Origin of the sequence: Metabacillus hrfriensis (genome assembly GCF_030127205.1) — a bacterium.
Lineage (GTDB): Bacteria > Bacillota > Bacilli > Bacillales > Bacillaceae > Bacillus_P > Bacillus_P dongyingensis.
Window position 1 is genome coordinate 3,706,793 of the sequence record NZ_CP126116.1, and the last position, 14,452, is coordinate 3,721,244.

At 41.8% G+C, this 14,452-nt stretch carries 13 protein-coding genes; 2 read left to right on the forward strand and 11 right to left on the reverse strand.

The genetic code is table 11. From position 1 onward, the window contains the following. Positions 1-125 precede the first annotated feature (125 nt). From dtd to QLQ22_RS18485, 7 genes are all read right to left on the reverse strand, one after another. On the reverse strand, positions 126-572 hold the full coding sequence (gene dtd / locus QLQ22_RS18455) for a D-aminoacyl-tRNA deacylase (RefSeq protein WP_223436921.1): 447 nt from the start codon (positions 570-572) through the stop codon (positions 126-128). Between the two features lie 16 nt (positions 573-588). Next, positions 589-2,781, reverse strand: coding sequence for a RelA/SpoT family protein (locus tag QLQ22_RS18460; protein WP_223436923.1), 2,193 nt, complete (start codon positions 2,779-2,781; stop codon positions 589-591). 156 nt (positions 2,782-2,937) lie between these two features. Then, positions 2,938-3,450: an adenine phosphoribosyltransferase gene (locus QLQ22_RS18465; RefSeq protein ID WP_223436925.1), complete on the reverse strand. Its 513-nt coding sequence runs from the start codon at positions 3,448-3,450 to the stop codon at positions 2,938-2,940. A gap of 16 nt (positions 3,451-3,466) precedes the next feature. Then, positions 3,467-5,815, reverse strand: coding sequence for a single-stranded-DNA-specific exonuclease RecJ (gene recJ / locus QLQ22_RS18470; RefSeq protein WP_223436927.1), 2,349 nt, complete (start codon positions 5,813-5,815; stop codon positions 3,467-3,469). A gap of 60 nt (positions 5,816-5,875) precedes the next feature. After that, the gene (locus QLQ22_RS18475; protein WP_252207225.1) at positions 5,876-6,220 is read right to left on the reverse strand and encodes a LapA family protein; all 345 of its coding nucleotides are present in this window, start codon (positions 6,218-6,220) and stop codon (positions 5,876-5,878) included. A gap of 152 nt (positions 6,221-6,372) precedes the next feature. Beyond that, positions 6,373-8,619 (reverse strand): protein translocase subunit SecDF, encoded by a 2,247-nt coding sequence (gene secDF, locus QLQ22_RS18480; protein WP_284016895.1) that lies wholly within the window; start codon positions 8,617-8,619, stop codon positions 6,373-6,375. A gap of 40 nt (positions 8,620-8,659) precedes the next feature. Beyond that, entirely contained in the window at positions 8,660-8,953 is a 294-nt protein-coding gene (locus QLQ22_RS18485; RefSeq protein ID WP_223436930.1) for a post-transcriptional regulator, read from the reverse strand. A gap of 146 nt (positions 8,954-9,099) precedes the next feature. Here QLQ22_RS18485 and spoVB point away from each other — a divergent pair, with 146 nt between their 5' ends. Further along, entirely contained in the window at positions 9,100-10,665 is a 1,566-nt protein-coding gene (gene spoVB, locus QLQ22_RS18490) for a stage V sporulation protein B (protein ID WP_284015311.1), read from the forward strand. Between the two features lie 3 nt (positions 10,666-10,668). Here the strand turns inward: spoVB and QLQ22_RS18495 are convergent, their stop codons facing one another. Continuing rightward, positions 10,669-11,319, reverse strand: a complete 651-nt coding sequence (locus QLQ22_RS18495) for a DUF421 domain-containing protein (RefSeq protein ID WP_284015312.1) — start codon at positions 11,317-11,319, stop codon at positions 10,669-10,671. Positions 11,320-11,470: 151 nt separating this feature from the next. On the opposite strand from QLQ22_RS18495, the gene QLQ22_RS18500 reads away from it, so the two are divergent. Further along, positions 11,471-11,851: a TIGR04086 family membrane protein gene (locus QLQ22_RS18500; protein ID WP_223443580.1), complete on the forward strand. Its 381-nt coding sequence runs from the start codon at positions 11,471-11,473 to the stop codon at positions 11,849-11,851. Positions 11,852-11,934: 83 nt separating this feature from the next. Here the strand turns inward: QLQ22_RS18500 and yajC are convergent, their stop codons facing one another. Genes yajC through queA form a run of 3 tightly spaced genes read right to left on the reverse strand, consistent with a single transcriptional unit; the run spans position 11,935 to position 14,445 of the window. After that, on the reverse strand, positions 11,935-12,219 hold the full coding sequence (gene yajC / locus QLQ22_RS18505; RefSeq protein ID WP_223436937.1) for a preprotein translocase subunit YajC: 285 nt from the start codon (positions 12,217-12,219) through the stop codon (positions 11,935-11,937). 21 nt (positions 12,220-12,240) lie between these two features. Next, complete coding sequence (gene tgt / locus QLQ22_RS18510) at positions 12,241-13,386, reverse strand: tRNA guanosine(34) transglycosylase Tgt (RefSeq protein WP_223436939.1); 1,146 nt, start codon at positions 13,384-13,386, stop codon at positions 12,241-12,243. Positions 13,387-13,416: 30 nt separating this feature from the next. Further along, on the reverse strand, positions 13,417-14,445 hold the full coding sequence (gene queA, locus QLQ22_RS18515; protein ID WP_223436941.1) for a tRNA preQ1(34) S-adenosylmethionine ribosyltransferase-isomerase QueA: 1,029 nt from the start codon (positions 14,443-14,445) through the stop codon (positions 13,417-13,419). Between the last annotated feature and the right edge of the window lie 7 nt (positions 14,446-14,452).

Genomic DNA, 14,452 nt, shown 5'->3' on the forward strand with positions numbered 1-14,452 from the left:
ATATGGTCTTTAAGTAATTAATTTATAATGCCGCTTTTTCACACCCACATTTTTCCACAAAACAATTATTTTATATTTTCCCAAACAAAAAGAAAAACCGCCAGGCACAGTGCCCGGCGGTCTTCTTAATTCGCTTGTGATTCGAGAATCAGGGTAACAGGACCGACATTTGTGAACGATACATCCATCATTGCGCCAAACTCACCTGTTTGTACTGTAATTCCTTTTTCACGAAGCTTTGCATTGAAGTAATCATATAAAGGCTGTGCTTGATCAGGTTTAGCAGCTGCCATAAAATTTGGTCTTCTTCCTTTTCTGCAATCTCCGTAGAGAGTAAACTGCGAAATAGATAAGACTTGTCCCCCCACATCCATCAGGGAAAGGTTCATTTTTTGCTCTTCGTCTTCAAAAACTCTCAGATTGGCAATTTTATCTGCAAGATAATCAGCATCCTGTTCAGAATCCTCATGGGTGACCCCCACTAAAAGCATGAATCCTTCAGAAATTTTGCCGACAGTTTCGTTATTTACTTTTACTTCTGCATGTCTGGCACGCTGTACAACTATTTTCAAGACAGAAAAACCCTTTCTAATTCATGATTCTTCTTACAGAATAAATATCAGAAATTTGCTTAATCCGCTCCACTACTTTGTGAAGATGACTTATGTTGGAAATGGCAATCGCCATGTTTATCGTAGCTACTTTGTTCCGGTCAGATTTGCCTGCAACAGATGAAATGTTTGTCTTTGTTTCGTTGACAGCCTGAAGGACTTCGTTAAGGAGCCCTCTGCGGTCATAGCCGAGAATCTCGATTTCAACGTTGTACTCTTTGCGGCCATCAAGCTGTGTTTCCCATTCAACAGGTATAAGACGGGCCTGTGCCTCGTCCGTATGCACATTAGGGCAATCGTCCCGATGAACAGAAACCCCGCGTCCTTTTGTGATAAAACCGACAATTTCATCACCTGGTACAGGATTGCAGCATTTTGATAAACGAATCAGCAGATTGTCAATTCCTTTAACACGGACCCCGCTGTCACGTTTTTTTGATGAATAAGGACGCACCTCAGAAATCACTTCTGAAATATCTTTCTCTTGTTCCATATCACGTTTTTTGCGCCATTTTTCAGTTAACCGATTTGCAACCTGGGCTGCTGTGATGCCGTTATAACCTACAGCAGCATACATGTCCTCATCGTTTGAGAAATTGAATTTTTCAGAGACACGCTTTAAATTATCGCTCGTTAAGACCTCTTTTAATTCAAAGTCGAGATTTTTAATTTCTTTCTCAACCATTTCTTTGCCTTTGTCAACATTTTCCTCACGGCGCTGCTTTTTGAAGAATTGGCGGATTTTATTTTTCGCCTGAGACGTTTGGGCAAGCTTTAGCCAATCCTGACTAGGTCCATAGGAATGTTTGGAAGTCATGATTTCAATGATGTCGCCTGTTTTTAATTTATAGTCCAGGGTGACGATTTTGCCGTTTACTTTTGCACCGATCGTCTTGTTGCCGATCTCTGAATGGATGCGGTATGCAAAGTCAATCGGAACAGAGCCTGAAGGCATTTCAATCACATCGCCTTTAGGAGTGAAAATAAATACCATATCTGAAAATAGGTCGATTTTTAATGATTCCATAAACTCTTCTGCATTGGTTGTATCATTCTGGAACTCCAGAATTTCCCGGAACCATGTTAATTTTTGTTCAAGAGTTGATTGCTCTTCGGCCTCTTTGCCTTCTTTGTATGCCCAGTGAGCAGCAATCCCATATTCTGCAATCGTGTGCATATCATTTGTGCGGATCTGAACTTCCAGCGGATCGCCTTTTGGGCCGATTACTGTTGTATGCAGGGATTGATACATATTAGGTTTTGGCATGGCTATATAATCTTTGAATCTTCCCGGCATCGGCTTCCAGCATGTGTGAATAATGCCGAGAACGGCATAGCAGTCTTTAATGCTGTTTACGATAATCCGAACGGCCAATAAATCATAGATTTCATTAAACTGCTTGTTCTGAAGTGCCATTTTCCGGTAGATGCTGTAAATATGTTTTGGGCGGCCTGAGAAATCGGCTTTTATATTTACTTCATGAACACGGTTTTTCACTTCATCAATGACTTCTTCTAAATAAAGCTCGCGTTCTGCACGCTTTTTTTTCATTAAATTTACAATGCGGTAATACTGCTGCGGATTCAAATAGCGCAGAGCTGTGTCTTCAAGCTCCCACTTTATCTTTGAAATCCCCAACCGGTGTGCAAGCGGCGCAAAAATTTCAAGGGTTTCATTAGAGATTCTCCGCTGCTTTTCTTGCGGCAAGTGCTTAAGTGTGCGCATATTGTGAAGACGGTCAGCAAGTTTAATTAATATCACACGAATGTCCTGTGCCATTGCGACAAACATTTTACGATGATTTTCAGCCTGTTGTTCTTCGTGAGATTTATATTTAATTTTTCCTAGCTTTGTAACTCCGTCCACTAGCATGGCGACTTCATCATTAAATGTTTGTTTCAAGTCATCAAGTGTCACGTCCGTATCTTCTACGACGTCATGTAAAAATCCACCCGCGATAGTCGACGGATCCATGTCCAAATCAACTAAAATCCCTGCGACCTGTATAGGATGAATAATATATGGTTCACCCGATTTTCGGTATTGTTCACGATGCGCCTCTTCTGCAAAATCATAGGCTTTCTGAATGAAAAGCAAGTCTTCATCCGTTAAATATTGTTTTGCCTTCTCTATGACCTGCTCAGCAGTCAGTACTTGTTCATTAGCCATGGAATCACCTTTACAATGAAAACTTTATTGTACCTATTATCATTAAAAACACAGAAGATGTAAAGAGATATACAGTCTTTTCTATGTCCAATTAATGGCTGGTACCTGCCTTAATATAGAAAAAGCACCCATTCCCGAGTGCTTTTCGCTATGTGATTAAAACTTCATCAGTGTCAAAATATCGTAATCATCCAATTTGCTGCGGCCGTCAAGGTAGCTTAATTCGATTAAGAAAGCGATGCCGGCTACAACTCCGCCAAGCTCTTCTACCAATTTGATTGATGCTTCAATCGTTCCGCCTGTAGCAAGCAAATCATCTGTGATTAACACGCGCTGACCTGGTTTGATGGCATCTTTATGCATTGTTAGCACATCTTTGCCATACTCAAGTCCATACTCTACGCGTACAACCTCGCGAGGAAGCTTGCCTTCTTTGCGGACTGGCGCAAAGCCTACTCCAAGTGAATAAGCTACAGGACAGCCGATGATAAATCCGCGGGCTTCCGGTCCTACAATTATATCAACGTTTTGTTTACGTGCATATTCAACAATTTGATCTGTTGCATAGCGGTAAGCTTCACCGTTGTCCATTAGTGTTGTAATATCTTTAAACTGAATACCCGGCTTCGGATAATCTGGAACCACTGTTACATATTTCTTTAAATCCATATTAAGTTTGTCCTCCTCATGCATTGACAAGCGTTGACGATATTTTCATTCTTTCATCAAACCATATTTTTAAATCCTGGTATGACGAATATAGTAGCGTATTTTCAAGCTCTAATTGCTGAAGCTTAGAAGCATACGCAGTAGATTCGGCTAGATCTCTTTTTGGCGGATGATGATTGACAGAAATAATGCCATTCTCTATTGTAGCAAATTCCAGGTCAAAAAACACCTGTGACATGAAATCTATTGTTTCTTTTGACCAGCCTTTATGCCGGGCAAGCGCTTCTGCATGTTTTTTTAAGTCAAATGACCCTTTTTGTTTCAAAAATCCATAATACCATTTGAAGTGTTCCCTCGTTGGTATTGTGGCAAAAAAATGTTCCGTATGCTGATGAAAAATTGCATAGATCCGGTCCGGGCGCGCTCCTGCAAAAAGGGCATTCAGATGTTCTATAGAAGATGGCGTGTCAATGAATGTGACATATTTATCTTTTAAATCCAAGTCGCCCGAAGCATGGCCGCTTTCCAAAAATAGAATATTGAGATCCGAGCCTTCAAGCATAGAGAGCGTTTCTTTTTGGAAAACGATATGGACATTTTTTTCATCATTTATTTTTTCAATCGCTTTTTGAAGATTGCGGGTTCCTCTTGCATCAAACAGCTGCCACTCATTGACAGCGAGATCCTGGATCATGAATTGCGGCTTCCGGAAGTTATTCCATTCATTAATAGATAATTCACCAACCATTGACACTTTTGCAAGAGGGGCCATATGATCATGAAGATGCCCAAATCCGAATCCGATACAGTCGAGCTGCTGATGATTTTGTTCAACCGCCAGTTTCAAATGTGTTTGATCTGACCCTATCTTCCTCATTGACCCTAATTGAACGGAGTCAAGCAGGAAGAGAGGCTTCGGGTTGCTCATGCCAAACGGAGCGAGCAGCCCAATTTCTTCGATGGAGTCCGTAGTGATTTCAGCAAGAGTACATTCCGCATCAATCGTTTTGATGGGTATGAAATCTTTGTCAGTCAGCCTCTCAGCCGCAAGGGCATTCAATCGCTGTCTCAATTGGTCAACATCATCAATATCAAGTGTCATTCCAGCTGCCATTGGATGTCCTCCGAAATGCGGCAGAATGTCCCGGCATGTTGACAAATTAGCAAATAAATCAAAACCCGCAATGCTTCTTGCAGATCCTTTAGCCATTTTCTTGCCGTGGTCAATGCTTAAGATAATCGTAGGTCTATAATATTTCTCTACCATTCTCGAAGCTACAATTCCGACAACGCCGGGGTTCCAATCTTCTTTTGCTAGAACAAGAACCGGATTTTCTTCAATCGGATACATGGATTCTACTTGTTCGATTGCCTCTTCCGTAATTTGCGAGACGATTTTCTGTCTTTCTTTATTGAGCAAGTCAATGTCTTTTGCAAGACTTTGTGCCTCATCATCATCTTCTGACATAAGGAGATGAACGGCCGGATCAGCAGATTCCAGCCTCCCTACGGCATTGATCCGCGGACCGATGGCAAATCCAATCGTCTCTTCATTTACATCTTTTCCATCAGCTCCTGCTGCTTTAAGCAGCGCTTTTAACCCTTTTCGTTCTGTACGTTTTAATTGCTGAATGCCAAGGCGTGCAATCAGCCGATTCTCGCCGTGAAGCGGAACAAGGTCCGCGATGGTTCCTATTGCGGCAATTTCAAGCAAATGCTCTGGTGCTTTGCCAAGCAGTGCATGGGCAAGCTTAAAAGCTACGCCCACACCGGCTAACTCTTTGAAAGGATATTGGCAATCAGGCTGCTTTGGATGGATAATCGCATAAGCATCAGGAAGAACCGGTCCTGGTTCATGATGATCGGTTATGATCAGATCAACGCCCAGCTCTTTTGCAAGAGCTGCTTCATTCACAGCCGAGATCCCTGTATCAACCGTAATGATTAAAGAAAAACCTTCATCATGAGCATGGCGGAAAGCCATCTCATTTGGACCATATCCTTCAGTAAAACGATTAGGTATATAAAAATCAGCATTAGCTCCGAGTGAGGTAAGCGTTTCGAGCAAAACAGTCGTAGAGCTCACTCCATCTGCATCATAATCTCCAAAAATCAAAATCTTTTCTTGATTAGTAATCGCATCGTTAATACGCTTAACAGTTTTGTCCATTCCAAGGAGCATGAATGGATCCAAAAAACCATGCTTTTCAATATTCAGGAATTGGTCGGCCTGCTCAGCAGTTTCAATTCCGCGATTTATTAACAGGGAAGCTACCAGAGGCGTAACTTTCATCGTATTTATCAATTCATCAGCCTTATCCGGATGGTGGTTAGAAACATCCCATCTAGTCTTCGCTTTCAGCAAAAAAATCACCCCTTAACCTCACTATTATACTAGAGTGGGTAAGGGGTGACAAACTGGAAATTATAATTCGTCTGATGTCTGGCCGATTTGCTTAGCTCCGTGCGCACTGCTTGTTGTTTCATGAACAAGCGGATCTTTTTTAAGCGCTTCGTTTTCATTTATAAGCTCTGCCTTTTCCTTTTCCAGAACTTTCACTTTGCGCTGAAGAGCGTAAATTCTTGTCAGTCCTGCAGAAGCAATCATAAGCCCTCCAAGCAGAACGGAACCCAGAACAATCAGAATAAGCGGCCATTTTGCTTGACCGAATAAATAGTCAACTTCAACAGGATCCACATTTATGACAGCAAAAACCGCAACAATAAGTGCAAAAAGAATCGCAAAAATAAAACTCCATTGTCTCTTCATTTTCTTTCCCCCTTCTGAAAATCTCTCTTCTTTATACCCTTTTCTTAAATTCATTCAAACAATTACGAGTAAAGGGATGTTCTTTGGCCTAATAATATCTTATCCAGATACAGTTAAAATTAAAAAACCGCGGTTGCTCGCGGTTTCTCTTTTTAAATGACTGGTTCGTCATTTTCCTGAACTTTTTTTATCGTGCTTTTTTTCTTAATCTCTTTCCATTTCCAGATCATCCATAGCTGTGCTGCTATAAATAATGAGGAGTAAGTGCCGGAAATTAATCCGATAAGCAGGGCTATTGAGAAATTCCGAATCGATTCGCTTCCTAATATCAACAAAGCAATAACACAGAATACGACTGTCAATACCGTATTTACTGATCGTGTGAATGTCTGCTGCAAGCTTCTGTTTACAATACTTTTTAGATCATCATACGTTTTGACTTTTGTCTTTTTATATAGCTCCCGAATCCTGTCAAAGGTTACGATCGTGTCATTAATAGAATAGCCCACGATAGTCAGAACCGCTGCTATGAACGTAACATCCACTTCCAGGCGGGTAATACTGAAAACGGCGATAATGAAAAATGCGTCATAGAGCAGGGCAATAACAGAAGCGATTGCCATTTTATATTCAAATCGCAAGGAAACATAGATGATGATCCCAAGTGAAGCGATTAAAACACCATACATCGCATTTCTCGCCAACTCTTTCCCAACTGTAGGCGAAACCGTGCTGACACTTGGTTCCTTTCCATATTTTTCATTGAAATACTCTTTTACTTCAGCGATCTCATCTTTATCAAGTACTCCGATAAATCTGGCTACCGCGGTTTGATTTTGGTTGCCGGATAAAACGATATCCTTCGCCTCAAGGTCAAGATTCGCAAGCTCATCTTCAACTTCTTCAGCTGTTAAGGTCTTTTCCGCTCCAATCTCTATCCGGGTTCCGCTTGAAAAATCAATCCCAAGATTCAATCTGAACACAAGAATGAGAATCACTCCGGCAGCAAGCAATATTCCTGATGCGGCAAAGAATTTTTTCCGGTGCTTAACAAAGTCTACCTTATCAAACTTTGTAGGAGCATCAACATCTTCTGTTGATTTGCTCAAATCTATAATGTCTTTCTTATTCACTCCAAAATACCCTGGCTTTTTATCAAGCCACTTGCTTTCCACCAATAATCCAAGCAGGATTCTGCTTAAGAAAACAGATGTTAAAAAGCTCACAAGTATACTTAATACAAGACTCGTTGCAAATCCTTTGACCGCACTGGTCCCGAAGAAAAACAGAACTCCGCCTGCAAGCATCGTTGTGATATTCGCATCGAAAATAGTGGCAAAGGAACGGCGGTTTCCAGCTCTGTACGCTGATCTTATGGACTTGCCAAGCTTGATTTCCTCTTTAATTCTCTCGTATGTAATGATATTGGCATCAACTGCCATCCCGACTCCCAAAATCAGGGCTGCTATACCCGGGAGTGTTAAAACAGCATTCATCCAATCAAAAACTTGAAGGACAAGATAAAGGTATGCACTTATAGTTACGATTGCAATGATCCCCGGCAATCGATAGAAGTAGAGCATAAATAAGAAAATAAAGCTGATCCCGATAACTCCCGCTAGAACCGTTTTCTGCAGCGCTTCTTCACCAAACTGCGCTCCTACTGAAGTAGAATAGGTTTCATCGAGTTTAACAGGAAGTGATCCAGCATTTAGAAGATTGGCAAGATCTTTAGCTTCTTCAACTGTGAACTGGCCTGTAATCGTCACATCGGTTGTATTAAAAACTTCTCCGACGTTTGGATTTGATAAAAATTTCGGTGATTCTTTTGTGACTTCTTCTTTATATGAGTCGCCTTCTTCGTAATCGAGCCAAATAACAAGCTGATTTTCAGGCTGCATCGCCACGATTTTCTCTGTTACGTTTTTAAACTTCGCGGCATCCTTAAGTTTAACTGCCACGATCGGTTCTTGTGTATCTGGATCAAAGGTCTGTTTTGATGCGCCTTCCACAAGATCCGAGCCATTCATCATGACTTTATCATTTACATCCCGAAATGTGAGCTCTGCCTGAGTGGAGAGAATTTCCCTTGCCTGGCTTTGGTCCTTTACTCCTGCAAGCTGAACTCTGATTCTGTTTTCTCCTTCGATTTGGATGTTAGGTTCACTGACACCAAGCACATTCGCTCTCTTTTGAAGAGCATTCACTGTACTTACCAGTGCATTGCGGTCGATCTTATCGCCTTTATTTGCAGGCTCTACATCATATAGGATTTCAAAGCCGCCCTGAAGATCAAGTCCAAGCAAGATATTATCTGCAGCTTTGTTTCCAAAAACTCCAATCAAACTGCCTACGCAAAGGACGAGTAAGAAAAAACCGATAATGCGTCCTTTTTTCACCATGTTGTTTCCTCCTTAGAAAAAAACCATTCAATATGTATTAACTTTCATTGATGCCGAGTTTTTTGCCTTCTTCACTTTCAAACCAGCTGCCCGCCTTATAAGATTCAATCGTTGCGAATGTCATGAATTCATTTGGTTTGATGGCCATAATATCAGCTACCATTTCATACACCATGAGCTCATTTTTTTTCTTCCATTTTTTATTTCTTAGGAAATTCCAAAGCTCTGCTTCTGTGACCTCGCCATAATCGAGGATTTTAAATTCCTCTGCTTTGCTGACTAGCGCCGGCTTTACGTGATGGCGATATTTTTCAATTTCGTCTTTTTCCATCATGACACGCTCCTTCACCTGATCATTTGCGGGATAATTTATCTTGAATAAGCCTTTGCTTGAACATACTTGTCATGCTTGGCCAATCATAGCGCATATAGTAATTGTATATGATTACAAGCTATTTGAGAAGGCAGGGAAAGCCAATGTCCAAGCAAACATTTTTACAGGGAACATTAATATTGATAGCTGCCGGTCTGATTACCAGGGTTCTGGGGTTTATAAACCGAATTGTTGTGGCGCGCTTTATAGGGGAAGAAGGCGTTGGATTATACATGATGGCGATGCCCACGCTTGTCCTAATTATTACGATTACCCAGTTCGGGCTGCCTGTTGCGATATCAAAATTAGTTGCAGAAGCTGAAGCCGAAGGAAATCAGCGGAAAATCAAAAAAATCCTGATCGTCTCTCTTGCGATTACAGGGTCACTTAGTCTTTTATTCACTCCGGCCATCATTCTTCTTGCTCCCTACTTGTCAAACTCATTGCTGACAGACCCAAGAACGCTGTATCCGCTGCTTGCGATTACTCCAGTCGTTCCCATTATTGCGATTTCATCTGTTCTCAGGGGTTATTTTCAAGGAAAGCAAAACATGAGGCCAGCTGCGTTATCACAGGTGCTTGAACAAATTGTCCGGATATCTTTAATTGCTGTTTTTACAAAAACGTTCCTTCCGTACGGGATTGAATATGCTGCAGCAGGGGCCATGGCGTCAGCCGTCATCGGAGAACTGATTTCTCTGCTTTACTTATTCTCGATGTTTAAGATGAAAAAGAAATTCAAAATCAGAAGAAAGTTCTTCAAATCATTGCAGGACGGTAAGGATACGTTTCAAAACTTAATGAGCATTGCACTCCCAACAACAGGAAGCCGCATGATCGGTTCCATTGCCTGGTTTTTTGAACCGATTGTTGTTGCACAAAGCTTGGCCATTGCAGGATTTACAGCAGCCATGGCAACAAAACAGTACGGTGAATTGACAGGGTACGCCCTTCCGCTCCTTATGCTGCCGTCATTTATTACATACTCCTTATCTACCGCACTTGTCCCGGCAATCAGCGAAGCCATGGCTCAAAAAAAGCTGCACCTTGTTCAGCACAGACTTCAGCAGGCATTCAGACTATCTTTAGTGACAGGCGGTTTCGCCGTCGTTATTTTATATATCTATGCTAATCCAATGATGACGGTCATGTACGGAAGCAGCCACGCTGCGATCTTTGTTCAGGTCATGGCTCCCTTTTTCATCTTTTACTATTTCCAGGGTCCTCTTCAGGCAGTTCTGCAGGCGCTTAACCTGGCAAAAGCGGCAATGATCAACAGTTTTGTCGGTTCAGCCATTAAAACAGCCTTGATTTTCCTATTAGCAACCCGCCCATCACTCGGTATTATGGGAGCTGCCCTTGCCATTGTAGCAGGAATCATGCTTGTCACGCTGCTTCATTTAGCAACAGTCCTGAAGGTGGTCTCCCTGACCATTCGGATTGGAGAATATGCCAAGTGCTTTTTGACCATGATTCTCTCAGGAATAGCGGGTTATTATTTCTATCACATGCTCTCACTAAGCATGGGTATTAATTTAATCATTTCTGTCACCTTTACTTTCACGATTTATTGCATCCTTCTGATCGCATTACGCTTAGTTCTTAAGGAAGAATTGCAAAGAATTCCATATGTAGGAAACACACTTTCTAAGCTGGTACCGCGGCGTTAATATTTATTTTTCATCTGTCAGGTCGATAAAAAAAGCCCCCTTATTATGTGTACACAAGGAAATATTCTTTAAATCGATGTAGCCAAGATCTCTAAGCTGCTGCCTTAGCCACAAGTTAGTCTTGCCGATCCTGAATAAATTTTCTTCTTGAATCAATCCGTCAATAATCAATGGCAGCTGCAGTTCCTGATGTTCATGTTCATGTTCTTTTTTTATAACAGATAGCTTTCCTGATGGTTCAAGGATGGCAAAATCCACTTCGCTGATATCGTTAATATCCTTCTCCCTGAGCTGGATGAGGAGATCATCAAAATTATAGCGCTGCGTTTTCATGGCATGTTCATTGATTTTGCCTCTATCTATGATGATTGTCGGCTTTCCGTCCAGCAGTTTTCTTACTTTCTGATTTTTTAGCGACAGATAGGCAAGGCCAATCTGGATGCCAAGCAGCAGAAACATGGGAATGACGGTATGTATCAATGGATCCTCCGTATTTTCGATGGCCATAACTCCCATTTCTGCGATCATTAAAAAGACAACAAGATCCAGAATGCTTAATTCGCCAATTTCCCGTTTTCCCATCAGTCTGAAGATAATAACGATCATTACATATAAAAAAATCGTCCGTGCCATTATGATTATAGCCTCTTCCACCAAATTGCCCCCTTTGCTTACACAGTTACGTTTATTTTGAGCGGATAAATCATTTTCATGTAAAGCAAATTGATTCTATTTTCATTTGATGTGAATAGGATGGTAATAAGACGAGCAAAAACAAGCTGACTGGACTAAGGGGGAGATTGCAATCGAAACGCGAAGATGGAGTAAAGCCATTCTTTACGGATTATCCAGTATTTTAATGGCAGCACTTGCAACAAGCTTACTTTTTTCATTGCTGCTTAAATTTACGGCTTTGACGGAAGATTCTATTAAATGGTTTATACTGGGACTCTCATTTTTAGCCGTTTTCATTGGCGGATTTATTGCCGGAGGAAAAGGAAAAGAGCGCGGATGGCTGATCGGAGGCACAACCGCAATCCTCTATACATTAATTATTTTTTTATTTCAATTTTTAGGCTACGGGAAAACATTTACAATGGAGCAGACCATGTATCATGGGGGCTTCCTTGCGATAGCTATGCTGGGCGGGGTAATGGGAGTAAACTTGTCCGGCTCGTCTAAATAGACATCTTGATGCGTTCGTTCTATAAACGGAAACTAAAAAGAAGCGCATTAAATAGCGCTTCTTTTTGGTTATGCCCTATGTATTTAGGCCTTTTCCATTGTGATGCCTTTTTGCTCAACAACGTCGCGAACAGCGCGGCGGTCAAATGTCAGGCGCGAGCCATCACCAGCTTTGATGATTACTTTTTCTTCATCGATTGAATCAACGATGCCATGCATACCGCCAATCGTTACGACTTTGTCGCCTTTTGACAGACTCTCCTGCATTTCACGCACTTTCTTCTGCTGTTTCTGCTGAGGACGGATCAATAAAAAGTAAAAGATCGCAAACATTAAGATTAACGGTCCAACCGTAGTCAATAATTCCATTTTTTTCACCCCTTTCAAATCTTAAAAGTTTTTAGCATTCGGCTTGTTAAAACCATATTGTTCAAAGAATTCATCTCTGAAATCGCCTAATCGGTCTTCACGGATTGCCTGTCTTACTTGCTCCATTAATTTTAACAGAAAATGAAGGTTATGGTAAGAAGTTAATCGAATGCCGAATGTCTCGTCACACTTCATTAAATGACGGATATAAGCGCGGCTGTAATTGCGGCAAGTGTAGCAGTCGCAATTTTCATCAATCGGACCGAAGTCACGGGCATATTTAGCATTTTTCACTACTAAACGGCCGCTGCTTGTCATTAATGTGCCATTTCTCGCAATTCTCGTTGGGAGGACGCAGTCAAACATATCAATTCCTCTAACCGCCCCGTCAATCAATGAATCAGGAGAGCCAACACCCATCAGGTACCGGGGTTTATCGGCCGGAAGCAAAGGCGTTGTCGATTCAAGCACACGGTTCATTATGTCTTTTGGTTCTCCAACGGAAAGGCCCCCGACAGCATAGCCCGGGAAATCGAGTGAAACTAAATCTCTTGCACTTTGCTTTCTTAATTCCTCATATTCTCCGCCCTGTACAATCCCGAATAATCCCTGATCGTGCGGACGCTCATGCGCATTCAAGCAGCGCTCTGCCCATCTGCTTGTCCGCTCTACAGATTTTTTCATGTAGTCATATTCAGCCGGGAACGGAGGGCATTCATCAAATGCCATCATAATATCAGAACCGAGCGCATTTTGAATTTGCATCGCCTTTTCCGGCGAAAGAAACAGTTTGTCGCCGTTCAGATGATTTCTGAAATGAACGCCTTCTTCTTCTATTTTCCGGAATTCACTTAAACTGAAGACCTGGAAGCCGCCGGAATCCGTTAAAATGGCACGGTCCCAGTTCATAAATTTATGAAGACCGCCAGCTTCCTTTACAATTTCATGGCCAGGGCGCAGCCATAAATGATACGTATTGCTCAAGATGATTCCAGCACCCATCTGCACTAGCTCTTCCGGCGACATTGTCTTTACAGTAGCAAGTGTTCCAACCGGCATAAATACTGGCGTTTCAAACGACCCGTGAGGGGTATGAACAATGCCGAGTCTTGCACCGGTTTGTTTACAAGTTTTAATCAATTCATAACGTATTGGTGATGATGACACCTTTTTTCCTCCTTCAAGGCTGTTTTTTCTTTAGATGATAAGCATGGCATCGCCAAAGCTGAAAAATCGGTATTTTTCCTTGACTGCCGTTTCATAGGCATTCATTACATGCTCTCTTGTTGCTAACGCACTTACAAGCATAATCAAAGATGATTTTGGCAAGTGGAAGTTTGTAACCATACCGTCAATAGCACGGAATTCATAGCCGGGATAGATAAAAATATTTGTCCATCCGCTGTCTTCAATGAATTTTCCTTCATTTTTCGAAGCTATTGTCTCAAGAGTGCGTGTTGAAGTTGTCCCAACCGAGATAATCCGTCCGCCTTCAGAGCGCACTTGATTTAGCAGCTGAGCTGTTCCTGCACTCATTTGATAAAATTCAGCATGCATTTCATGTTCTTCTACTACTTCAGCGTTTACAGGCCGGAATGTTCCCAAACCAACGTGAAGAGTGATAAACGCAATATGAACCCCTTTATCTTTCAATTGATCTAAGATCTGCTCCGTAAAATGAAGTCCTGCCGTTGGGGCTGCAGCTGATCCTCTCTCTCTTGAGAAAACTGTCTGGTACCGCTCCTGGTCATCCAGCTGTTCTTTGATATACGGAGGCAGCGGCATTTTACCCAAAGCATCTAAAGCCTCATAAAAAATCCCATCATATTTGAACTCAAGCAATCTCCCGCCGTGTTCAGACTCGCCAGTGCATACTGCATGCAGAACGCCGTCTCCAAATACTAGTTCCGTGCCAATTTTCACACGTTTTGCCGGCTTCGCCAGAACTTCCCAGACATCTCCTTGCTCTTGCTTCAGCAAAAGCAGTTCAATTTTTGCCCCCGTATCTTTTTTCTCCCCAATTAAACGGGCAGGCAGCACGCGGGTATTATTAAGAACAAGACAGTCTCCCTTATGGAAATAATCAATGATTGTTCTGAATTGTTCATGGTGAATCGAACCTGTTTCTTTATCAAGGACCATGAGTTTAGAAGCATCGCGTTCAATAAGCGGCACTTGTGCAATTAGTTCCTCAGGCAAGTTAAAATCAAATAAATCTACTTTCATTGTTTTT